General features: G+C 70.1%; 20 protein-coding genes and 2 pseudogenes. 12 read left to right on the top strand and 10 right to left on the bottom strand.

What is annotated here, in order from left to right:
• Window positions 1-2: 2 nt before the first annotated feature.
• The 7 genes from StrepF001_RS10065 to StrepF001_RS10035 are packed head-to-tail and all read left to right on the top strand — an operon-like array spanning window position 3 to window position 7,681.
• A complete protein-coding gene (locus StrepF001_RS10065; protein ID WP_129797952.1) occupies window positions 3-1,028 on the top strand; it encodes an SDR family oxidoreductase in 1,026 nt (341 codons plus the stop codon).
• Window positions 1,016-2,299 carry a DUF4910 domain-containing protein gene (locus StrepF001_RS10060; protein ID WP_129797951.1) on the top strand — a complete coding sequence of 428 codons (1,284 nt, stop codon included), beginning with the start codon at window positions 1,016-1,018 and terminating at the stop codon, window positions 2,297-2,299. Before StrepF001_RS10065 ends, StrepF001_RS10060 begins: the two co-directional genes overlap by 13 nt.
• Window positions 2,300-2,304: 5 nt before the next feature.
• The gene (locus StrepF001_RS10055; RefSeq protein ID WP_165396253.1) at window positions 2,305-3,603 is read left to right on the top strand and encodes a hypothetical protein; all 1,299 of its coding nucleotides are present in this window, start codon (window positions 2,305-2,307) and stop codon (window positions 3,601-3,603) included.
• Entirely contained in the window at window positions 3,600-4,547 is a 948-nt protein-coding gene (locus StrepF001_RS10050) for a glycosyltransferase family 2 protein (RefSeq protein ID WP_129797949.1), read from the top strand. The genes StrepF001_RS10055 and StrepF001_RS10050 overlap by 4 nt, the downstream gene beginning before the upstream one ends.
• Window positions 4,544-5,791, top strand: a complete 1,248-nt coding sequence (locus tag StrepF001_RS10045; RefSeq protein WP_129797948.1) for a polysaccharide pyruvyl transferase family protein — start codon at window positions 4,544-4,546, stop codon at window positions 5,789-5,791. The genes StrepF001_RS10050 and StrepF001_RS10045 overlap by 4 nt, the downstream gene beginning before the upstream one ends.
• Window positions 5,788-6,339, top strand: coding sequence for a dTDP-4-dehydrorhamnose 3,5-epimerase (rfbC, locus tag StrepF001_RS10040; protein WP_129797947.1), 552 nt, complete (start codon window positions 5,788-5,790; stop codon window positions 6,337-6,339). The genes StrepF001_RS10045 and rfbC overlap by 4 nt, the downstream gene beginning before the upstream one ends.
• 7 nt (window positions 6,340-6,346) lie before the next feature.
• Window positions 6,347-7,681 carry a glutamate-1-semialdehyde 2,1-aminomutase gene (locus tag StrepF001_RS10035; RefSeq protein ID WP_129797946.1) on the top strand — a complete coding sequence of 445 codons (1,335 nt, stop codon included), beginning with the start codon at window positions 6,347-6,349 and terminating at the stop codon, window positions 7,679-7,681.
• Between the two features lie 7 nt (window positions 7,682-7,688).
• Here StrepF001_RS10035 and StrepF001_RS10030 read toward each other — a convergent pair whose 3' ends face one another.
• Window positions 7,689-8,372, bottom strand: a complete 684-nt coding sequence (locus tag StrepF001_RS10030; RefSeq protein WP_129797945.1) for a phosphatase PAP2 family protein — start codon at window positions 8,370-8,372, stop codon at window positions 7,689-7,691.
• Window positions 8,369-8,575, bottom strand: a complete 207-nt coding sequence (locus StrepF001_RS10025) for a hypothetical protein (RefSeq protein WP_129797944.1) — start codon at window positions 8,573-8,575, stop codon at window positions 8,369-8,371. The genes StrepF001_RS10030 and StrepF001_RS10025 overlap by 4 nt, the downstream gene beginning before the upstream one ends.
• Window positions 8,576-8,590: 15 nt before the next feature.
• On the opposite strand from StrepF001_RS10025, the gene StrepF001_RS10020 reads away from it, so the two are divergent.
• Window positions 8,591-9,295 (top strand): transposase, encoded by a 705-nt coding sequence (locus tag StrepF001_RS10020; RefSeq protein WP_129797943.1) that lies wholly within the window; start codon window positions 8,591-8,593, stop codon window positions 9,293-9,295.
• A gap of 754 nt (window positions 9,296-10,049) precedes the next feature.
• On the opposite strand, the gene StrepF001_RS47405 is transcribed toward StrepF001_RS10020, so the two are convergent.
• From StrepF001_RS47405 to StrepF001_RS47395, 3 genes and pseudogenes are all read right to left on the bottom strand, one after another.
• Window positions 10,050-10,325 carry a helix-turn-helix domain-containing protein gene (locus StrepF001_RS47405; RefSeq protein WP_240797464.1) on the bottom strand — a complete coding sequence of 92 codons (276 nt, stop codon included), beginning with the start codon at window positions 10,323-10,325 and terminating at the stop codon, window positions 10,050-10,052.
• Window positions 10,326-10,481: 156 nt separating this feature from the next.
• Window positions 10,482-10,725, bottom strand: a pseudogene (locus StrepF001_RS47400) (PucR family transcriptional regulator); the annotation flags it as partial.
• A complete protein-coding gene (locus StrepF001_RS47395) occupies window positions 10,635-11,096 on the bottom strand; it encodes a hypothetical protein (protein ID WP_240797483.1) in 462 nt (153 codons plus the stop codon). The gene StrepF001_RS47395 and the pseudogene StrepF001_RS47400, both read right to left, overlap by 91 nt.
• A 286-nt stretch (window positions 11,097-11,382) precedes the next feature.
• Between StrepF001_RS47395 and StrepF001_RS10010 the strand changes: the two genes are divergently transcribed.
• Genes StrepF001_RS10010 through nhaA form a run of 3 tightly spaced genes read left to right on the top strand, consistent with a single transcriptional unit; the run spans window position 11,383 to window position 14,896 of the window.
• Window positions 11,383-12,663, top strand: coding sequence for a nodulation protein NfeD (locus StrepF001_RS10010; protein ID WP_129797942.1), 1,281 nt, complete (start codon window positions 11,383-11,385; stop codon window positions 12,661-12,663).
• Window positions 12,664-12,694: 31 nt separating this feature from the next.
• Window positions 12,695-13,477, top strand: a complete 783-nt coding sequence (locus StrepF001_RS47390) for an SPFH domain-containing protein (protein WP_240797357.1) — start codon at window positions 12,695-12,697, stop codon at window positions 13,475-13,477.
• Window positions 13,478-13,513: 36 nt separating this feature from the next.
• The gene (gene nhaA, locus StrepF001_RS09995; protein WP_129797941.1) at window positions 13,514-14,896 is read left to right on the top strand and encodes a Na+/H+ antiporter NhaA; all 1,383 of its coding nucleotides are present in this window, start codon (window positions 13,514-13,516) and stop codon (window positions 14,894-14,896) included.
• 632 nt (window positions 14,897-15,528) lie between these two features.
• On the opposite strand, the gene StrepF001_RS09990 is transcribed toward nhaA, so the two are convergent.
• The 5 genes and pseudogenes from StrepF001_RS09990 to StrepF001_RS45500 all read right to left on the bottom strand — a co-directional run bounded on the left by StrepF001_RS09990 (window position 15,529) and on the right by StrepF001_RS45500 (window position 19,203).
• Window positions 15,529-16,638 (bottom strand): SPFH domain-containing protein, encoded by a 1,110-nt coding sequence (locus StrepF001_RS09990; RefSeq protein ID WP_129797940.1) that lies wholly within the window; start codon window positions 16,636-16,638, stop codon window positions 15,529-15,531.
• Between the two features lie 29 nt (window positions 16,639-16,667).
• A complete protein-coding gene (locus StrepF001_RS09985; protein ID WP_129797939.1) occupies window positions 16,668-17,105 on the bottom strand; it encodes an NfeD family protein in 438 nt (145 codons plus the stop codon).
• A gap of 352 nt (window positions 17,106-17,457) precedes the next feature.
• A pseudogene (locus StrepF001_RS09980) lies at window positions 17,458-17,712 on the bottom strand (site-specific integrase); the annotation flags it as partial.
• Window positions 17,713-18,030: 318 nt separating this feature from the next.
• On the bottom strand, window positions 18,031-18,387 hold the full coding sequence (locus StrepF001_RS45505) for a hypothetical protein (RefSeq protein ID WP_165396212.1): 357 nt from the start codon (window positions 18,385-18,387) through the stop codon (window positions 18,031-18,033).
• Between the two features lie 306 nt (window positions 18,388-18,693).
• Window positions 18,694-19,203: a hypothetical protein gene (locus tag StrepF001_RS45500; protein WP_165396211.1), complete on the bottom strand. Its 510-nt coding sequence runs from the start codon at window positions 19,201-19,203 to the stop codon at window positions 18,694-18,696.
• A 772-nt stretch (window positions 19,204-19,975) separates the two neighbouring features.
• Between StrepF001_RS45500 and StrepF001_RS09970 the strand changes: the two genes are divergently transcribed.
• Window positions 19,976-21,091, top strand: a complete 1,116-nt coding sequence (locus StrepF001_RS09970) for a transposase (protein WP_240797356.1) — start codon at window positions 19,976-19,978, stop codon at window positions 21,089-21,091.
• Window positions 21,092-21,453 lie beyond the last annotated feature (362 nt).

The raw sequence follows: 21,453 nt of genomic DNA, 5'->3' as shown, positions 1-21,453 counted from the left end.
CCTTGCGCGTACTACTGACCGGACACCAGGGCTATCTGGGCACCGTGATGGCCCCGGTCCTTGCCGCCGCCGGGCACGAGGTCGTCGGGCTTGACGCCGGCCTGTTCGCCGACTGCGTGCTGGGCCCGTCGCCCGCTGACCCGCCAGGGCAGCGGGTGGACCTGCGCGACGTCACGGCCGAACACGTGGCCGGGGTGGACGCCGTGATCCACCTGGCCGCCCTGTCCAACGACCCGCTGGGATCGCTGGCGCCGGAGCTCACCTACGACATCAACCACCACGCGTCCGTGCGGCTGGCCCGGCTGGCCCGCGACGCCGGAGTGCGGCGCTTCCTGTACGCGTCGACCTGCTCGGTCTACGGCGCCGCCGGCGGCGACGACCTGGTGGCCGAGGACGCCCCACTGCGCCCGGTGACGCCGTACGCGGAGTCCAAGGTGCGGGTGGAGGACGACCTGCACGCGCTGTCCGACGGCGACTTCAGCCCGGTGTTCATGCGCAACGCCACCGCCTTCGGCTACTCGCCCCGGCTGCGCGCCGACATCGTGCTGAACAACCTGGTGGGCCACGCGCTGCTGTCCGGCGAGGTGCTGGTGCTCTCCGACGGCACCCCCTGGCGCCCCCTGGTGCACGCCGCCGACATCGCACGGGCCTTCGCGGCCGCGCTGACCGCGCCGCGGGAAGCGGTGCACGACCGGGCGTTCAACATCGGCAGCGAGATCAACAACGTCACGGTCGCCGAGATCGCCGGGCAGGTCGCCGAGGCGGTGTCCGGCGCGAAGGTGGTGATCACCGGGGAGACGGGCGCCGATCCGCGCTCCTACCGGGTGGACTTCTCCCGATTCCGTGCCGCGGTGCCCGGCTTCGACTGCGAGTGGACGGTGAAGCAGGGCGCGCTCGAACTCGCCGACGCCTACCGCAAGCACGGGCTGACCCGGGAGGACTTCGAGCGACGCTTCACCCGGCTTGCCGTGCTGCGCGCGGCGTCCGACGCCGGCACCGTCGACGACACCCTGCGGTGGCGCCGGTGACCGTGCACGGCGAAGAGATGTACGCCCTGGTGGAGCGGCTGTACCCGCTGTGCCGGAGCATCACCGGCGACGGTGTGCGCGCCACTTTGGACATCGTCGGCGAGTACATCCCGCTGCAGACGTACGAGGTGCCGACCGGGACGCAGGTGCTCGACTGGACGGTGCCGCAGGAGTGGAACATCAGGGACGCGTACATCGCCGACAGCGCCGGCAACCGGGTCGTCGACTTCGCCGCGTCCAGCCTGCACGTGCTCGGCTACAGCGTGCCGGTGTCGCAGACCATGCCCCTGTCCGAGCTGCGCGCGCACCTGCACACCCTGCCGGACCACCCGTCCTGGGTGCCGTACCGCACCAGCTACTACAAGCCGGACTGGGGGTTCTGCCTGGCCCAGGAGACCCTGGACGCGCTGCCGGACGGCGACTACGAGGTGCGCATCGACTCCACCCTCGCGGACGGCCACCTCACGTACGCCGAGTACGTGGTCCCCGGGCAGGTCCCCGACGAGGTGATCGTCTCCTGCCACGTCTGCCACCCGTCGCTGGCCAACGACAACCTGGCCGGCATCGCGGTGGCGACGTTCCTGGCCCGAGCGCTGGCGGAGCAGACGCCGTACTACACCTACCGGTTTCTGTTCGCGCCCGGCACCATCGGGGCGATCACCTGGCTGGCCCACAACGCGGAGCGGGTGGAGCGGGTCAAGCACGGCCTGGTGCTGGCCTGCGCCGGCGACTCGGGCTCACTGACGTACAAGCGGAGCAGGCGCGGCGACGCGGAGATCGACCGGGTGCTGCGGCATGTGCTGGCCGCCTCCGAACGCCCTCACCACGTCGTCGAGTTCACTCCGTACGGCTACGACGAGCGGCAGTTCTGCTCGCCCGGGTTCAACCTGGGCGTGGGCTCGCTCAGCCGGACCCCGTACGCCGGCTACCCCGAGTACCACACCTCGGCGGACAACCTGGACTTCGTCTCCCCGGAGGCGATGGCGGACACCCTTGCAGTCTGCCGCGAGGCGTTCGCCGTCCTCGACCGCAACCGCACGTACGTCAACCTCAGCCCCTACGGAGAACCACAACTGGGCCGGCGCGGGCTGTACGACGCGCTCGGCGGCCGCAGCGACACCAAACAGGCCCAGATGGCCATGCTCTGGGTGCTCAACCTCTCCGACGGCGAGCACAGTCTGCTGGACGTCGCCGAGCGGTCCGGGCTGCCGTTCGACACCGTCGCCGCCGCGGCCGGCGCCCTGCACGGCGCCGGGCTGATCAAGGCATGACGCCGATGACCGCCGAGGGGGAGCATCCGAAGACAACGGCGCCGCCGGCCGGATCCGCCCGGCGGGCCATCGTCGGCCGGCTGTCCTGGGGACTGGCCGACCAGGCGGCCTCCAGCATGACCAACTTCGCGGTGGGGATCTACGTGGCACGCTCGCTCGGGCTGACCGCGTTCGGCGTGTTCAGCCTGGCCTGGGTGACCTACGGCGTGGTGCTCAGCGTCTCCCGCGGGCTGGCCACGGACCCGCTCGTGGTGCGCTTCAGCGGCGTGTCGGACGCCTCCTGGCGCAGGGCGGTGGCCCGGTCGTCGGGTACCGCGCTCGGCGTCGGTGCCGCCATCGGCGCGGCGTGTCTGGTGGTCGGGCCGGCTTTCGGCGGCCGCGTGGGGCCCGCGTTCGCCTGCCTCGGCGTCATGCTGCCGGGGCTGCTGCTGCAGGACGCCTGGAGGTACTCGTTCTTCGCCGCCGGCACCGGGCGGAAGGCGTTCGTCAACGACCTCGTGTGGGGCGTCGCGCTCGTCCCGGCCATGGTGGTGGCGGCGCGCGTGGGCAGCGTGGCCGCTTTCGTACTCGCCTGGGGCGCGTCCGCCGCGGTGGCCGCGGTGTACGGCTGCTTCCAGTCCGGGATCCGGCCCCAGTTGACCGGAGCGCGCGCGTGGCTCCGCGAGCACCGCGACCTCGGCTACCGGTACCTGGTCGAGAACACCGGCGTCAGCGGCGCGAGCCAGCTGCGGGCGTACGGGCTCGGCGCGATCGTCGGGGTCAGCGCGGTGGGTATGGTCCGGGGCGCCGAGCTGCTGCTCGGCCCGTTCCTCGCCGTGCTGATGGGTCTTTCGCTGGTCACCGTCGCGGAGGCGGCACGGGTGCTGCGGCGGGCCCCGCACCGGCTGGGCAAGTTCTGCCTCCTGCTGGGCGGCGGGCAGGCCGTCGCCGCGCTGCTCTGGGGCGGGGCGCTGCTGCTGATGCCGGACCAGCTGGGCGAGTTCGTGCTCGGCGACGTCTGGCACGGCGCCTCTGATCTCATCGTGCCGGCCACGCTCGGCGTCGCGGGCGCCGGCCTCGGCACCGGCGCGGCGGCCGGGCTGCGCGCGCTCGGCGCGGCCCGGCGCAGCCTGCGCTCCCAGCTGTTCGCCTCCGCCTGCTATGTCGGCGGCGGGCTCGGCGGGGCGGCCGTGGCCGGCACGATCGGCTCGGCCTGGGGCGTCGCCGCCGCGACCGTCTGTGGCTCGGCCGTGTGGTGGCTGCACCTGCGGTCCGCCCTGCGCGAGCGCCACCACGATTCCATCCCCGAAGTGAGGACTCCATGACCGCCCATCCCCGGCTGAGCATCGGTCTGCCCGTCTACAACGGCGAGGAGTACCTCGCCGAGGCGCTCGACGCCCTGCTCGGCCAGACCTACGAGGACTTCGAGCTGGTCATCTCCGACAACGCCTCGACCGACGGGACCCAGGACATCTGCCGCCGGTACGCCGCGCAGGACTCGCGCATCCGGTACCTCCGGCTGCCTCGGAACATCGGCGCCGCGCCGAACCACAATTACGTGTTCACCGAGTGCCGCGGCGAGCTGTTCAAGTGGGCCTCGCACGACGACCTGTACGCCCGGGACCTGCTCCTGCGCTGCGTTGAGGCGCTGGACGAGCGGCCGGACGTCATCCTCGCGCACAGCGGCCAGGCGGTCATCGACGGCGACGGCCAGGTAAAGGTCCCGTACGAGTACGGGCTCGCCACCGACTCGCCGCACGCGCCGGAGCGCTTCCGCAGTCTGCTGTTCGAGCCCGGTGGCGACGACTTCTACGGGGTGATGCGGGCCGACGTGCTGCGCCGGGTGAAGCCGCACGACAGCTACCACCACGCGGACCGCACGTTCGTCGCCGAAATCACCCTGCACGGTCCCTTCCACCAGGTGCCGGAGCTGCTGTACTTCCGCCGCGACCACCCCACCCGAGCCGAGCGGGCGAACCCGTCCAAGCGCTCCCGGTGCGTCAACCTGGACCCGCGCCGAGCAGGCCCGCTGCACCCGACGCCCCGGCTGCTCACCGAGTACGTCTGGGGCTTCGTCGCGGCCATCCGGCGGGCGCCGTTGTCCCCGGCCGACCGGCGCGCGTGCTACCGCCACCTGGCCGCATGGATGACCAGCCGGATCCGGCCGGGCGCCGGCGAGCGGGTCGAGGACCGCGCCCCGGTCGACCCGGACCGGCTCACTGTCTCCGTCGACGCCCTCGTCGCCGGCCGTGACGGGAGGCAGGCATGACATCCGCGGACGAAACTCCGGTGCGCGTCGGGGTGTTCGGCCTGCTCGGCTCCGGCAACCTCGGCAACGACGGGTCGCTCGAGGCCGTGCTCGGGTATCTCCTCGCCGAGCACCCGGAGGCGGTCGTGGACGCGCTGTGCGGCGGACCCGAGGTCGTCGCGACCCGGTACCGGATCCCCGCGACGCGGCTGCATTGGTACCGCGGGGAGTACCGGACCGCGTCGCGTGCGGGCGCGATCGCGGCGAAGGGTCTGGGCAAACTCGTCGACGCTTTCCGCACCGCTGCCTGGGTGCACCGGCACGACGTGGTGATCGTGCCGGGCATGGGCGTCCTGGAGGCCACGCTGCCGCTGCGGCCGTGGGGCTTCCCGTACGCGCTGTTCCTGCTCTGCGCGAGTGGCCGGCTGTTCGGCACCCGGGTCGCGCTGGTCGGCGTCGGCGCCGCCGCTATCGGCAACCGGCCTACCCGAACCCTGGTGCGCTGGTCGGCGCGGCTGGCCACGTACCGGTCGTACCGGGACGCCCTGTCCCGCGACGCGATGCGGGCGATGGGCGTGGACACCGCGCGCGACGAGGTCTACCCGGACCTGGCCTTCGCCCTGCCGACGCCGGAGGCGAGCGCGCCCCCGGACGGCCCGCCGGGCCAAGTCTGCGTCGGCGTCATGGACTTCCACGGCGGCAACGACGACCGCGCCCGGGCCGAGGAGATCCACCGGCGCTACCTCGACGGGACAACCCGCTTCGTCCGGGCGCTGGTCGAGGACGGCAGGCCGGTCCGGCTGCTCACCGGCGACGCGTGCGATGCGCCGGTGGTCGCCGCGATCCTCGACGCGGTGGACTCGCCGCTGGTCACTGCCGCCGAGACGGCCTCGCTGGCCGACCTGATGAAGGAGATGGCGGCTGCCGACACCGTGGTGGCGACCCGCTACCACAACCTGATCTGCGCCCTGAAGGTCGGCACGCCGACGCTCGCTCTCAGCTACGCGGCGAAGAGCGACGCACTCATGGCGCAGATGGGTCTTGCCGCATACTGCCATCCGGCTCGCGAGGTCGACGCCGACCGGCTGCTCGAGCAGTTCCGGGCGCTGGAGAAGCGATCGCCGGAGCTGCGGCAGACCCTCACCGAGCGGAACCAGGTCGCCTCCCGGCAACTCGAGCACCAATTCACCGCCTTGACCGCAGCCCTGTTCCCGGCGACCGAGCACGCCCACGCCCACGCCCACGCCCGGCAGGAGACTCCATGAAAGTGACCGAAGTCCCGGCGGTCGCCGGCGCGTTCCTCTTCGAGCCGACGCCGTACGCCGACGAGCGCGGCTTCTTCTGCCGCACCTTCGACGCCGACGTGGTCCGCTCGGTGGGCCTCGACCCGGACGCCTTCGTTCAGGACAGCCTGTCCCGCTCGGTCCGGGGCGTGCTGCGCGGCCTGCACCTGCGCTCCGGCGCCGGCGAGGCCAAGCTGGTGCGGTGCTCGTACGGGAGCATCTTCGACGTCGTCGTGGACCTGCGGACGGACTCGCCGACCTACCGCAACGTGGCCTTCTTCGAGCTGTCCGGCGAAACGCAGATGACCCTGTACATCCCGGCGGGGTGCGCGCACGGTTTCCAGGCGCTGACCGACACCGCCGACACCTCGTACCGGATCGACCGCCCACACGATCCGGCCGAGGACGTGACGATCGCCTTCGACGACCCGGAGCTCGCCATTCCCTGGCCGCTGCCGGTCACATCGATGTCCCAGCGGGACCGGGAGGCGCCGAGCCTCGCCGAGGTCCTGCAGCACAAAGAGAGTTGAGGTCGGCGTGGACACCGAAGACACCGAAGAGCTCCTCCTGCCCCGGTCGCAGATGGCGAACGAACAGCTGCACGCCATGGTCCCCGGGGGCGCGCACACCTACGCCAAGGGCGACGACCAGTACCCCGAGAACCTGGCCCCGGTCATCAGTCACGGCCGTGGTGCCCACGTGTGGGACATCGACGGCAACCGCTACGTCGAGTACGGCTCCGGCCTGCGGTCGGTCAGCCTCGGCCACGCCCACCCACGCGTGATCGAGGCGGTGCGGCGGGAACTCGACCGCGGCAGCAACTTCGTCCGGCCGTCCATCGTGGAGGTCGAGGCCGCGGAACGCTTCTTGGCCACGGTGCCGACCGCCGAGATGGTGAAGTTCGCGAAGAACGGCTCCGACGCCACCACCGCCGCGGTGCGCCTCGCCCGCGCCGCCACCGGGCGCCCGCGGGTGGCCCTCTGCGCCGACCATCCGTTCTTCTCCGTCGACGACTGGTTCATCGGCACCACGCCGATGTCCGCCGGTGTTCCGGCGGCGACCAACGAGCTCACCGTGGCCTTCCCTTACGGGGACCTGGCCGCCACTCAGGAGCTGCTCACCCGGTACCAGGACGAGGTCGCCTGCCTGATCCTCGAACCCGCCACCCACACCGAGCCGCCACCCGGGTATCTCGCCGGCCTGCGCAAGCTGGCCGACCGGCACGGCTGCGTACTGATCTTCGATGAGATGATCACCGGCTTCCGCTGGTCCGAGGCGGGCGCCCAGGGCCTGTACGGCGTCGTCCCCGACCTCTCCACGTTCGGCAAGGCGCTGGGCAACGGATTCGCCGTCTCCGCGCTGGCCGGGCGCCGCGAACTGATGGAGCGGGGCGGGCTGCGTCACTCCGGCGACCGGGTGTTCCTGCTGTCCACCACCCACGGTGCGGAAACGCACTCCCTGGCAGCCGCGATGGCCGTGCAGACCACCTACGTCGAGGAGGGCGTCACGGCGCGGCTGCACGCCCTCGGCGAGCGGTTGGCCGCCGGTGTCCGCGACGCCGCGGCCGCCATGGGTGTCGGTAACCACATCGTCGTGCGGGGCCGGGCCAGCAACCTGGTCTTCGCCACCCTCGACGAGAACGGGCAGCCGTCGCAGCAGTACCGCACCCTGTTCCTGCGCCGGCTCCTCGCGGGCGGGGTGCTGGCCCCGTCGTTCGTGGTGAGCAACGCGCTCAGCGACGCCGACATCGACCACACCGTGGACGTGGTGGCCCAGGCATGTGCGGTGTACCGGAAGGCACTGGACGCCGCCGACCCCACCCCCTGGCTGGGCGGGCGACCGGTGAAGCCCGTGTTCCGCCGCCTGTCGTGACGTGACGTCAGCGGCGCTCCCGCCGACCGGCGTCGGCCATCCGGTCGACCAGCCGGTCAGCCATCCGGTCGACCAGCCACGCGGTCGCCGGTATCACCGCCAGCGCGGTGCACCAGCCGCCGAGGACGTCGGTCGGGTAGTGCGCGCCCAGGGCGACCTGCGCCCAGCCCATGGCGGCGCCGGCAACCAGCGCCGCGGCGAGCACGAGTAACGTGCCGACCGTCCTGCCGAGGCCGAACCATCCGGTCGCGAACAGCGCCACCACGAGGGCGAGCGCGGTGAAGAAGGCGGTGTGCCCGCTCGGATAGGACAGGTTGCCGTCGCCGTGGATGGTGCGTCCCACCAGGGGCTTGAGCAGCTTCGTCGTCCCCACGGTCAGGCCGGCACCGGCAACGACGAGCACCGCCGCACGAGGACGCCGAAGCAGCAGACAGCCCGTCACGGTGGCCGCGACCAGCGTCGCCGCTCCCACGGGCTCCCCCAGGAAGTCCGTGGCCAGAGCGACGTCCCGCCACGGCGGCCCCACACCGTCCACCGCCGCCCAGATCCGCGCGTCCACCATGCCGGGCTTGCTGTCGTCGGCATACAGGGCCCCGAGCACGACGACCACCAACGCGGCGAGGGCCGCAATCAGCCCGAGCCGCCCGCGCAGCGATGGGGGCAGCACCGCGGGCGACGACCGACCGGTCACACGCCCACCGCGTCCGGTCGACCTGCGGTGCTCTGCCGTGATCGGTAGATGGTGTTCCGGATCTTGACTGCTTGAGGCAGGGTGAGGGTGCGGCCGTTCATCCGGCCGGTGGGCAGCCATGAATCAGCGGCTTCCTGTTTCCCCTGCTCCAGGCCCTCTTGAAGACTGCCCGGCCTGCTTTCGGTGACCTTCTTGTCTGCCATGCGCAGCAGTGGTTCATGTCCCGGTCCCCATGGGACCACGAGCCGGTCAGCGACCGGCGGATCGACCTGCTGATGCACACGCCGGCGACCGTGCCCCACGACGGCGGGGCGTTGTTTCCCGACGACTCCGGTGACCGTAAGTCCGGGCACGCCACGGCCCATGTGTCCCGTCAGTACCTCGGCTCCCGCGGGCAGGTAGGAAACGGCATTGTCGCGGCCGTCACCGCCCGGGCCGATGAGCGCATGCCCTACCATCCAGCTCCCACCCTGCCCCAAGGGCCCGCCGATCCGGAGTTTCGCACCAAGGGCCAACTGGCCGCCCACCTGGTGGTCCGGGCCCGCCCCGCGCGCATCGCGTTTCGGGCTCTCGTCGCCGGCTGCCGCTGCAATCCCAGCGGAAGCCCGCACTTCATCGCCGAACTCGACCGCGCCGCGACCCCCTGCTTGGTGGCGGTCGAGCCGAACACCCCGCTCATGACCGAGACGGGGAAAAGCCCGCACACCGTCGCAGACCATCCGGCAGATGCGATGCACCTCCCCCTCCCGTCGGGGCAACACCATGTCACCCGCCGCTACCGCGATGCCGCGCCCCCGAGAACTGCCCGCTGCCGCCCGCCGACATGGCCGGGATCGTCAGATGTACGGGCTGCGCACGGCTGGACCGAGCAAGATTGCAAACACGTCAAGCGCGAACTGGGCTGGGCGATCCAACGCCACTGACGCTGGTCGACGTGACCTTCGGCTTCTGCCGGCGCCAACCCCACCAACGAGCCCCCGTCGTGAGCCCCGAACTCGCCGGCCTGTCCATCACCCTGGCCAAGGGCATCGGGATCAGTCCCTGCTTGCCACCCTAACCAACAATGCGGTCGCGGCAAACCGCCGTCGGAAAGTCTGCGTGTCAACCCTCCGCGAATGTGGTTCAGGATCGCTTTTCCGTGCCGGAGCCACGGAGTGTCACCGAAACCGCGATCGTGATGCGTCGTGGATGACGTCCTCCTGCGGGCCTCGACTTGGGCCCGGGGCACGTTGTTGGCACCGCTCAGCCCTACCGAGGCCGTCGCCACACAGCGTCACGGCCCCCAGGCACGACCGGGCTCCCGAACTCATGGAGCAGGCATGAACAGCACCCGGATCATCAGAAGCGGTCCCCTCCGGTACGCCACGGCGCAGCGCTTCGGCCGTCCCCCGGCCGGTGGCCGCCGACGACACTCGGCCCGCAAGCGCCACCCACCTCTGGGACGCCTCCTCGGCCGCCGCCCCGGACACCATCGAGACCAAGCGCGCCCAGCACGGCAAGACCGCCGAGATCACCGGCCTGAACGATCCCTGTACCCGCCTGCATATGGCTGGCTCGGCCGAGAGTTCGCCAGCAGCCACTGACAGCCGTCCCGCAGGTCACAGGCCGATGGTGTCCTACGGAACCAGGCGTGAGTCAAGAGATCCGGACGCGGGCGCCCCGTACAGCCGGATGGGATCAGTCGGCGGGCTGAAGGGGTTGCGACGGCCAGTCCAGGAGGCGTGCGCCGAGTGCAGCGGTCTGCAGGATGTACCGCTGGTCGGGGTCGATGGGGTCATGGCCGGTGAGCTGCCGGATGCGGCCGAGCCGGTAGGCGATCGTGCGCACGCTCATGCCGAGGCGGCGTGCGGTGGCGGTGTTCAGGCAGCCGCTGGCGAAGTAGGCGGTGAGGGTGTCCAGCAGCGGCTGGGGACCGCCGCGCGCTTGCTCCAGCCCGCCGAGGACGGTGGCCACCAGGTCGGTGATGGCTGCGCGGTCTCTGCCGAGGACTTGGAAGACCAGCACGTCGGAGGCGTGTACGACCCGGGCGGGCAAGCCGAGCTGGGTGGCGAGGTCGAGGGTGCTGCGTGCTTCCTGGTGGGAGCGGACGATGCCACCGGGGCCGCGCCTGGGCCGGCTGATGGCCACCTGGTGCTGCTCTCCGGCCGCTTTGCCCACGGCGGCGGCGAAGGCTTCGGAGGCGTCCGGTCCCTCTCCGGAGGACACACACCAGGAGGCCGTCCTTGGTGGTGGTCAGGACATCGCGGACGCTGAACCGGGTGGTCAACGCCTCCTCGACATAACGGCTGGCGGGATCGCCCGCGCCGAAGGGGTTCGCAGCGCGCGCGACGGCGACCGTGTGCGGACCGAGCAGTCGGAGCCCGAATCGTTCAGCCCGCTCGGCAAGCGGCCCAGGTTGGTGCGGCCTTCCAGAAGGTCGTCGACGAACTCCCGCCGCGTCGCCTCCTCCCCGCGGATGGCTGCCCGGTAGGCCGTTTCGTAGCCCTCGGTCAGTGCCACCGTCGCATCGGCGACCGCCCGCAGGTGGGCGGTCGCCACAGCCGCCAAGGCGTCCACGCCCTCGGCCCGGCACGCACCGGGCAGGTCCGACCACACGCGGCAGGCGGAGTCGAGATATTCGGTGATCAGAGCCGTGAGGGCTGTGCCACGGCCGGCCGCGGCGGCAGCCACCTCCCGCAGGCCCTGGAGTTCGCCCGCGCCCAACTGCCCTTTGCCGGCGGACACGTCGGCAAGCTGTCTCAAACAGCGAACCAGAGCTTGCGCCGTCGGAGACTCGCTGTCGGCGGGAGTCGCTGTGAACGGCACCGCAGGAGCGACGGCACCCACAGGTACATTCGGCCCGTTCTGTCCTCTCGGCATGCGGCCATTTTGCCGGAGGGCGGCAAAAAACAGCCAGGCCAGACGGCCTTGTCTGGTCGTCTCCGGCAGGCGTCCGGCGAGGCGGCCAGGATAATCCGTGAGTAAAACACCCAGCTGAGACCCCACGACAGGGAACGAGGGGGTCCGCGCCGTGCCCCGAGTCCGCCCCCTAGCTCCGCTCCGCAGGTCAGCCCAGCTCCTGCTGGTCGCTCTCGCCTGCCTGCTCGCCGTCCCCGCCGTCAGTGCGGCCGAGACACCATCCGTGCTCATCACGAAGGTGGACGGCACCATCACCCCTGTCGTCGCCGATCACCTCCAGGAGGGGGTACGCATCGCCGAGCGCGAACGGCACGCGGCCTACGTGATCGAGATGGACACGCCCGGCGGGCTGCTGCAGTCGACTCGGGAGATCGTGCAGGACTTCCTCGCATCCGACATCCCGGTCGTCGTGTACGTCACTCCGTCCGGTGCCCGTGCGGCGTCGGCGGGCGCCTGCATCGCGATGTCCGCGCATGTCGCCGCGATGGCCCCCGGCACCCGCATCGGGGCGGGCACACCCGTCACCGGTGAGGGCGAGGAGGCGAGCGACAAGGCGGTCAACGACGCCGTCGCGTTCGCCGTGTCGATCGCCGAGCAGCGCGGCCGGAGCACCGACTTCGCCCGGGACATGGTGCGCGAGGGTGCGGCCGTCTCCGACCGAGAGGCGGTGCGCGCAGACGTGGTGGATCTCGTGGCACCGTCGCGTACGGCCCTGCTCACCGAGTTGGACGGCCGCCGGGTCGTCGTGGGTCCTGAGGGGGACGAGCACGAGGTCGTTCTGCATACGGCGGGCGCCAGGACAGTGGAGCACGATCTCGGCTTCTTCGGTGAGGTCCGGCAGCTGCTGGCCGGCCCGGAGCTGGCGTTCCTCGTCCTCTCGATCGGGACCCTGGCCGTGATCTACGAGCCGGCGAACCCGGGGATCGGATTCGCCGGTGCCATCGGGCTGGTTCTGCTCGTGCTCGGGTTTGTCGCGCCGAGTGTGCTGCCCTTCCATGTCGGTGGCCTGCTTCTGCTGGTCCTGGCCGCCGGCCTGTTCGCCGCAGAGGTGCTCACGCCCGGGGTCGGTGTCTTCGCCGCGGGCGGGACGGTGGCCCTGGTGTTCGCCGGGATCCTGCTCTTCCGTGGCGAGCTGGGCGTGGATCCGACCGTTCTGTGGCCGACCGCCGTGGTGGTGGGCGGCGGCTCGCTGCTCGCCGGACGACTGGCGTGGCGGGCCCGGCGGGCCCAGGCGACCACAGGCGCCGAGGGCCTGCTGGGCCAGCAGGCCCTCGTAGTGCGAGCGGACGGTGGCACCGGTCAGGTGTGGCTCGAAGGCGCCTGGTGGACCGTCCGGCACCCGTCACCGCAGGGCAGCACGTCCGCGCCGTGGACATCAACGGCCTGGATCTGATCGTCGAGAGGGCCGACACGCCGGGCGGAACATGGACACCGGACTGATCGGCATCATTATCGGCGCGGCCGTCCTGCTCATGCTGCTGATGGCCTCGGTGAAGATTGTGCCGGAGTACGAGCGCGGGGTGATCTTCCGCCTCGGCCGGATCATCGGCGCCAAGGGACCGGGGCTGTTCTTCATCATTCCCGTCGTCGACCGCATGGTCCGCGTCTCCCTGCGGACCATCACGATGGACATCCCGCCGCAGGACATCATCACCAAGGACACCGCCACGGCGACGTTTCCCGGACCGCGGCACCGGACTTCTGCCCACCGACGGCATATCCAGGGGGTATCCGTGCGCGCATGTGATCCCGCAGACCCATACGTTTCAGTCACCAAGGACGCCGATGCGATCGAGGCCGTACGCCTGATCGTGGCGCAGCGACTGCCCGGCCTGCTGGTGACGGATTCCGAGGGACAGCTGTACGCAGCCCTGCCCGCGTGCGACGTGGTCCGGACACTGGTTCCCGGCTACGTCCAGGAAGACAGCGGCCTGGCGCATGTCATCGACGAAGCGCACGCCGATCACCTCTGCCGCGCTCTGAAGGGACGTACGGTCGCCGACTGCCTTCCCGTGGGACGGCCGTTCCTGCCGACCGCCGATCCCGACTGGACGGCCATCGAGATCGCCGAGTTGATGGCCCGCACCCGAAGCCCCCTCATCGCCGTGGTCGAACGGCCCGCCGACGGTCCGGGTCGACCCGTCGGCGTGATCACGGCCGTGCGCCTGCTGGAACGTCTCCTCCAGGCCGTGCGCCTGCAGACCTGAGGCCTCGAAGATCTCCGACCGAAAGGCACCGACTGTATGCCCCGCCGCAACAGCAGCACCCGCGCTTTCCTCGGCCGTCTCCCTCTGCCGGAGCGCACCTTCGTGGCGGACGCTCTGCGCACGGAGACCGTCGGCGGCATCGTGCTGCTCGCCGCCGCAGCGGTGGCACTGGTGTGGGCGAACACACCGCTGCGGAAGTCCTACGAGGGGATACGGGACTTCCACTTCGGTATTGAGGCCCTGGGCCTGGACCTCTCCGTCGCCCACTGGACGGCGGACGGACTGCTCGCGATCTTCTTCTTCGTCGCCGGCGCCGAACTGAAGCGTGAGCTGGTGGTCGGAGAGCTACGTGACCCCAAGACGGCGACCGTGCCGGTGGTCGCGGCGTTCAGCGGCATGGCAGTCCCCGCGCTCGTCTACGGCATCGTCGCAACGTCCATGGGAGGGACCTGGAACGGGTGGGCCGTGCCCATGGCCACCGACATCGCCTTCGCTCTGGGCCTGCTTGCGGTGATCGACACTCATCTGTCCTCCGCGCTGCGTGCCTTTCTGCTGACCCTGGCGGTCGTCGACGACTTGGGCGCCGTCACCGTCATCGCACTCTTCTACACCTCCACGATCCACCTGCCCGCCCTCATCGGCGCGGTACTCGGGCTCGGCCTGTTCTTCTGTCTGCACAACCAGAGGCGGGTGCACGGCTGGTACTGGTACATCCCGCTGGCTTTGGTGATCTGGGGCCTGACCTACGCCAGTGGCGTCCACGCCACCGTGGCCGGAGTCGCCATGGGGCTGCTGCTGCGCGTGGCGAAGGACGAAGAGGCGGGCCACCGACCGGCCGAGCAGATCGCCCACCTGGCCCGGCCGGTCTCGGCAGGGGTGGCCGTTCCGCTGTTCGCCCTGTTCGCAGCCGGGGTGAGCGTGTCGGGCGACACGCTGGGAGCCGTGGTCACCAGCCCGGAGCCCCTCGGCGTGGCACTGGGCCTGGCAGCGGGAAAGGTCTTGGGCATCTTCGGCGGCACGTACTTGGCCATCCGTTTCACCCGTGCCCGGCTCAGCCCGGACCTCGCTCTGCCAGACGTGTTCGCCCTGGCCGTGCTGGCCGGAATCGGCTTCACCGTCTCGCTGCTCATCGGCGAACTGGCCTACCCGAACCCGGCAGACCAGGAGCACATCAAGGCCGCCGTCCTGCTCGGATCACTGACCGCTGCGCTCGTGGCCTGCGTCCTACTGCGGCTGCGGAACAACCAATACCGGCGGCTGTACGAGGCGGAGACCGCCGACATGGACGCCGACGGCATCCCCGACATCTACCAGGCAGACAACACGATGGAACAGCAGCGCAACCCCGCCCCGAACCCCCCGAACGACCAGTCGCACCGAAGCGGCGGCCCTGACGGTCCGTCCGACGCCGACGGATGACCCACCACGCCCGCGAAAGCCACTCCCGTAAGCCGGCTGGTCGCCCAGAACCCGCCAGGCACACCGGCATCAGCAGTCCCTCGGCCATCTCACGCGCCGACAGCCGGGGCTCACGACGCGGGAAGCAGCCTGCAATCTCGCCCATCACCGCCCCCAGCGTCGCCGTCCATGCCTGCTTGGCCACCGCGGCTTCCACGGCCACCTGGTCCTTGATCGTCTTCGCAAACATTCGTGATCACGGTGGCCGTTCAGCTTCCTGCAGATACTCCCGCCGATCAGGGTGAACCCCTCAACGAGCAAGAACCACAGCTGCCGTGTCAGTGGTCGCCGCCGATGGAGTGCGTGCTGGTCCGGTCATCAGCGGTATCCTCAAGATCGGCACCTGGAGGTCCCCGGACACGGTGCGACCCGTATGCATGAAACGCGGCTTGCCGCCCCTGCGCGCTGTGGTCGACACATGCGATCCGGTGGCTGCTTCGACGAGTTGTTCATCAGCACCGGCGACGCCCGCGAGACTCAGGCCGAGTTCCCCTCCGGGCACCGGCGTTGAGCGGCACCGTGATCGACGTGCACGGTCCGACCGAGGGCTCTGGAAGTGTCACGGCGGTCCCTGGCGACAGCCGAGGGTGGGCTCAACCGCCGGACGTCTGCCCCCGGCGCGGCGTCTGGGGCGACTTCGCAGCCTCGGCCTCCGCCTTGGCGTCGCTCACCGCGGCGGCGGCCTGCTTCTCGGCCTCGTCAGCAGCCGCGGCAGCGTCGAGCGAAACCGTCCAGCCCGCATCGAGTTCCGGAGTCCGGCCTTCGTCCGACGTGTCGTCGGCGCCGGCGGTGGCTGCTTCCTCCGGTTGCGCAGTTCTGGGGGGACCCGCCGTCGACTGATCACCGAACGCACGGGTGACGGTCCGAACCGCCTCGGTCAGCTCCCCCGGGATCACCCAGAACGTGTTGTTGTCGCTGCTCGCCAGGTGCGGAAGCGTCTCGAGGTACTTGTAGGCCAGGATCTTCGGGTCGGCATTGTTGCGATGGACGGCCTGGAAGACGAGCTCCACCGCCTTTGCCTCACCGTCCGCCCGCAGGATCATGGCTTGTTGCGTGCCCTGCGCCTCCAGGATGTCCTTCTGCTTCGTGCCTTCCGCGGTAAGGATCTTGGCTTGCCGCTCCCCTTCGGCGTGCAGGATGGCCGCGCGCTTGTCACGCTCGGCCCGCATCTGCTTCTCCATCGCTTCCTTGATGGTGTGCGGTGGATCGATGGCCTTGATCTCGACACGGTTGACCCGGATGCCCCACTTGCCGGTGGCATCGTCGAGGACGGCGCGGAGCCGGGAGTTGATCTCCTCACGCGAGGTGAGCGTCTCCTCCAGATCCATGCTGCCGATGACGTTCCGCAGCGTGGTCACGGTGAGCTGATCGATCGCCTGCAGGTAATCAGCGACCTCGTAGGCCGCCGCCCGCGGGTCGGTGATCTGGTAGTAGAGCACGGTGTCGATGTTCACCACGAGGTTGTCCTCGGTGATCACCGGCCTGGGGTCGGACGAATAGACCTGCTCGCGCACGTCGAGTTTGGTGTTGATGCGGTCCGCCACCGGCACAACCAGGTTCAGGCCGGGTTGCAGCGTCCGGCGATATCGGCCGAACCGCTCGATGTTGTAGCGGCGCGCCTGCGGGACGATCCGCACAGTGGAGGCCACGAGGAAGACGACAACGATGGCCGCCACAAGAGTGAGGATGACAACTGGATCCACAGTGCCTCCGTTGCTGTGTGTTCAGCCGTTCATGGAAGGAGTTCGCGGGGGTAGACGATGGCCGTGGCGCCTTCGATCTCCATGACATCCACCAGCGCTCCCACCGGGATCACAAGGCTTTCGTCGAGGGCGCGGGCGGACCACTCTTCGCCGGAGAGTTTGATCAGGCCGCGGGTCGCGGTGACCTCCTGCATGACCTCAGCCCGCTTGCCGATCAGCGCATCACTGCCCTCGAGTGTGAGGGGTTGCTGTGCCATGTGCCGCAGCGCGACAGGACGGACGATGACGAGGCCCGCTGCCGCTGCTGCCCCCAGGGCCAGGAGCTGGCCGAGAATGCCGATGCCCAGACCAGCGACTACGGCGGCAACCAGCGCGGCGGCCGCCAGCAACCCGAAGACCAGTGTCAGGGTGAAGAACTCCGCAGCACCCAGTGCCGCGGCGGCGAGCAGCCATACGAACCACGGCATCGAATCGCCCTCCTTCAGGGGCCTTGTCCACCAAGCTACCTCCCGGACCGCCGGGCAGAAACAGACAGGCAGCTGTGGTTCTTGATCGTTGGGCGCCCACCCGGCCTCGGTCGGCTCAGCCATCACGGCGCCGTACCCACAGAGTGTCCTCAAGAGCGGACAACAGCGGTCACCAGCGGTGCGAACCCGCTCTCGCGGTGCCGCCGCTGAGTCACATAAGCGCAGGTCAACGACTACGCCGCCGCCCACGCGCCGTCGCTTCCCAAGCTGAGAGCGCGAGTTCGATTCTCGTCACCCACTCCATGACAAAGGCCCAGGTCATCGACCCGGACCTTTCTGCTGTCCGCTGTGATCACTCGCCGCGTGCCGGATTCGTGCCAGAACGCTGATCGTCTGGATCAGTGGTGTCTTCTTCTGGCACGGCCGCAGCTTCCTGGCGTGCCTTGCGTACGGTCGCGTCGAGACCGGCAGCAACTTCCTGCTGTCTCTCCTCGTCGGAGGGCTGGTAGATCATCGCGGCCTTCTCGGAGGACTGGCCGGCGCGGACCATCGTGTCCTTGAGAGTGGCGCCCGAGCGGGTGGACAGGGCGTGTCCGGTGTGGCGCAGGTGTAGGTGCCCCGTACGACGGCGGGGCCTCCGCGCAGGTGTAGTCGTTGGACTCGGCGGTGTGGTGCACGACCACCGCAGGCTCGCGGTCGACGAGCGCGACAAGCTGAACGGCCCGGCCGCCGAGGCCAAGCGGATCTACACGGTCGGCGTGCCCGACAACGACGTCACCGGCCAGACGGGCTTTCTGAACCTCGGTTCCCGCAGAAGACTCTCGGCCGACATGGCCATCGCGGTCGACACAATCGACCGACCGCACAGCACTCATCGGCACCGACGCACCACACCACCGTGGGGTCCTCGCCTTCCGGATGCCGGTCAGTCGAGTTGCCGAGGCTGCGCCCCGGACGGGCCCGTCCACGGCTCAGTCCGCCGTCCGAACCAGTCGGAGAGGGCCGCGCCGCCCTGCAGTCCCAGGCTCAGGAACAGCAGGTGGGGTGTGGTCACGGACAGCAGGATGTCGGCGGCCTCACGGGGCATGCCCGCCAGGTCGGCCACCGCGGGCACCAGGCCACCCACGTACAGCACGAGCGCGGAGACTCCCTGCACCCGGATCCGAGCCGGGGACCGCTGTGTGCGTGCCCTCCTCGGTGCCCAGCCGCGGAGCATGGCGATGCCGAGAGGCAGCAGTACGGCCGTGAACAGGCCGGTCCAGCACCACAGGAAGACCGCCATGTCCCACTCCCTCTCCGCGCTTCCCCGGCGCGAAGTCTGCCCCGCGCGCGGTCCGCCGTCACTGCCGGGATCCGGAAGTCTCCGGGCGCTCGGACCGCCCGGACACCGCAGCCCGCCACCACGCCGACTCGCCTGGTCATTCGAGGACCGGGCCCGGCGTGCCGGGCCCCGGCTCGGGGAGATCCCTTTCAGGACTTCGGCGAAGAGCAAGGAACTCGGCGTCGTCGGCATCCTCGACGCCCCGTATCGACGAGGCCCCGACCTTCGCCGGCCGGAAGGCCGGTCGGAGTCGCCGACGTTCGAAGTTCACTGCACAACCGGGCAGTTCCCCCACGCCGCGACCAGGGTTTCGGGGATCTGTGGGACATCGCCGCACCCGTGTGGCCAACGGGGGAAGCCATCGCTGGCGATGTAGATCCAACTGCCCCCAGATGTGCCGCGGAAGTACTTGGTGGCGCTGCCCTCGTCCTGCATACCCACGAGTTCCTCGTGCGTGGCACCGGGGGTGGCCTCGAAACGGGTGGCGGCGTAGCGGACGCCGCCGCACTGGCCGTAGAAGAACTGGTGCGGCACAGGCTGGACATGGACGAAGCGGGGAAAGCTGCGTTGGTAGGCCCCCGTCACGGCTGCCTTCACTTCGTTGCTGACGGTCAGATTGCGGCAGCCGTGGTCGTTTGCGGGCGTGGTGAGAGTTCCGGCGGGAGCGGGGGAGACAGCCTTGGCCGGAGCAGCGGAGGTGCGCGACGGCGCGGGCGTGGTGGTGACAGCTGTTGGGGGCGTGGTGATGGCCGGGCCGTTCGAAGGGGTGCCTGCCACCACAGAGGCATGCGCGGAAGGCGAAGAGGAGGAGAGGGCACCCGAGCCGGCGTGAGAACCCGACGCATCCTGGCATCCGGTCAACACCAGGACTCCGCCCATCACCGCCATCACCGACGTACCTCTGAGACCAGGCATGGCGGGTCCTCTCTTCGACCGACGAAGCTGATGAAGCCACGACCTGCGTGACCACCGTGACCAGGGTGTGTGCGGCGCCGTGCGGCCGGCCGCACGCTCGTTCCTAGACACACAGGACAGCTCCAGGGTTGCAAGGAGAGGCATGCGGGACAGTCTCGGTTCCATATACGCGTGCGTGCCCGGTGGTTCGCCTCGGCCGTCGTGTCCCGCCCACCTGTCGGGTCGCGGAGACCGCGCGACTGCACGAGGGGAGAACAGTCGGACCGTGATGGGCCGCGGTACCGGCGTGCGCAGTCGTGGCGGCCGCTCCTGATCGGCCCACGCGACGATGCGGACCGGCCGGCGCAGGCGCCGTGCCCACGCACGGCCCGGCCGCGGAGCGTGGACAACGGGGATGAGCCGGCGGTGAAGCTGGCACGTCGGTCCGCCTCGCGGCCGCTCCTGCCGACCTGACCTGCGTCATCCGCGCGCTGAGCCCTGCGAGAACCCCCGCGAACGCCACACACCACTAGTAGATTGTCGCTGCTAAGTATGGCTCTGATTGGTGGAGTTGACGGTCGGGCAGTCTCCCCTCGCCGCTTCACTTCGGCCGGGCGGGGGTGCCATGTCGTCACAGAAGAAGTATCCGGTTGCCTTGAGTGCTGAGGATCGTCAGGCGTTGGTGCGGGTGACCACGACGGGGGTCCGCAGCGCGTCGATGATCAGGCGGGCTCGGGTGCTGCTCGCGTTGGACAGGTCGGTCGGCGAGGTCGATCCGCGGGCGGTGATCGCGGCACGGGTCGGGGTCTCGTGCGAGTCGGTCCGCCTGATCTCGAAGCGGTACGCGGAGACCGGCGGCGATGTGTGGGCCACGGTCGGCCGGAAGGAACGCGCATGCCCGCCGGTGCCCTCCCCGGTGACCGGCGAGGTCGAAGCCCGGCTGATCGCGCTGGCCTGCTCGACGCCGCCCAAGGGACATGCCCGGTGGTCGCTGCGCCTGCTGGAGAAGCACGTCGCGCTGATCGAGGACATCCCGAACCTGGACCACTCCACGATCGGCCGGGTGTTAAAAAAACGGAACTGCGTCTCACCTGAAGAAGTGCTGGACCATCCCGCCCTCCGCGAATGCGGCCTTCGCCGCGGCGATGGAAGACGTCCTGGCGGTTTACCGCCGCCCCTGCGACCCGGCGCGCCCGGTGGTGTGCATGGACGAGAAGCCGTACCAGCTGCTCGGCCACGTCCGCGATCCGCTTCCCCGCGGCCCGGCCGTGACCGCCGCGAGGACAACGAGTACGTCCGCTCGGGGACCTGCTCGATCTTCTGCTGGGTTGCCGCTGCGCGATGGCGACGCGTGGATGCCCAGCCCCGCCGGACCAAGGTCGACTGGGCGCGCCAGGTCGAACACCTGCTGACCGTGGACTATCCCGACGCCGCCACGGTCGTGCTGGTGATGGACAACCTCAACACCCACACCATCGCCTCGCTCTATGAGGCGTTCGACCCGGGGAAAGCCTTCGCGCTGGCACAGCGCCTGGAGATCCACCACACCCCCAAACACGGATCCTGGCTCAACATCGCCGAGATCGAGCTCTCCGCGCTCACCCGCCAGTGCCTGGACCGCCGCATCGACGACCTCGCCGTGCTCAACGCCGAACTCGCCGCCTGGCAGCAGCAGACCAACAGCGACCAGCGCCAAGTCGACTGGCACTTCACCACCGACGACGCCCGCGTGAAACTGCGCCACCTCTACCCAACCGCACAGCAAAACTAAGTTGCGACAATCTACTAGGGGCTTTCGTTTGGATCACTGCTCTGCTTCTTGGGACAGGTGGCCAGAAGGGAGCGGCATGCGGTCGCGGCATGGCCCGCGGCGCCGGCCTGGGCTTGCGGAACTAATCGGTTTCCGCTGGCGTCATGTCGTTTGTGACACAGGGTGGGAGCACGATGGGTGAGGAGCCGACATGGGCAGAGCTTCTGCTGATCTTTGCTCTCGTGGGCGCTATCCCGGTCGTCGTCGGAGGAGCGGTACTCCTCTCACTTGTCGGGCTGACGATGTGGGTGACAGCGCCACTGCGACGGCGCAGGCGTGCAGGCTCCTCCACTGATGACTAGGGCCTGTCTGGCGGATCATGT

The organism is Streptomyces sp. F001 (assembly GCF_004187715.1).
GTDB lineage: Bacteria > Actinomycetota > Actinomycetes > Streptomycetales > Streptomycetaceae > Streptomyces > Streptomyces flavusporus.
This window is presented reverse-complemented; position numbering and strand designations above follow the sequence as displayed.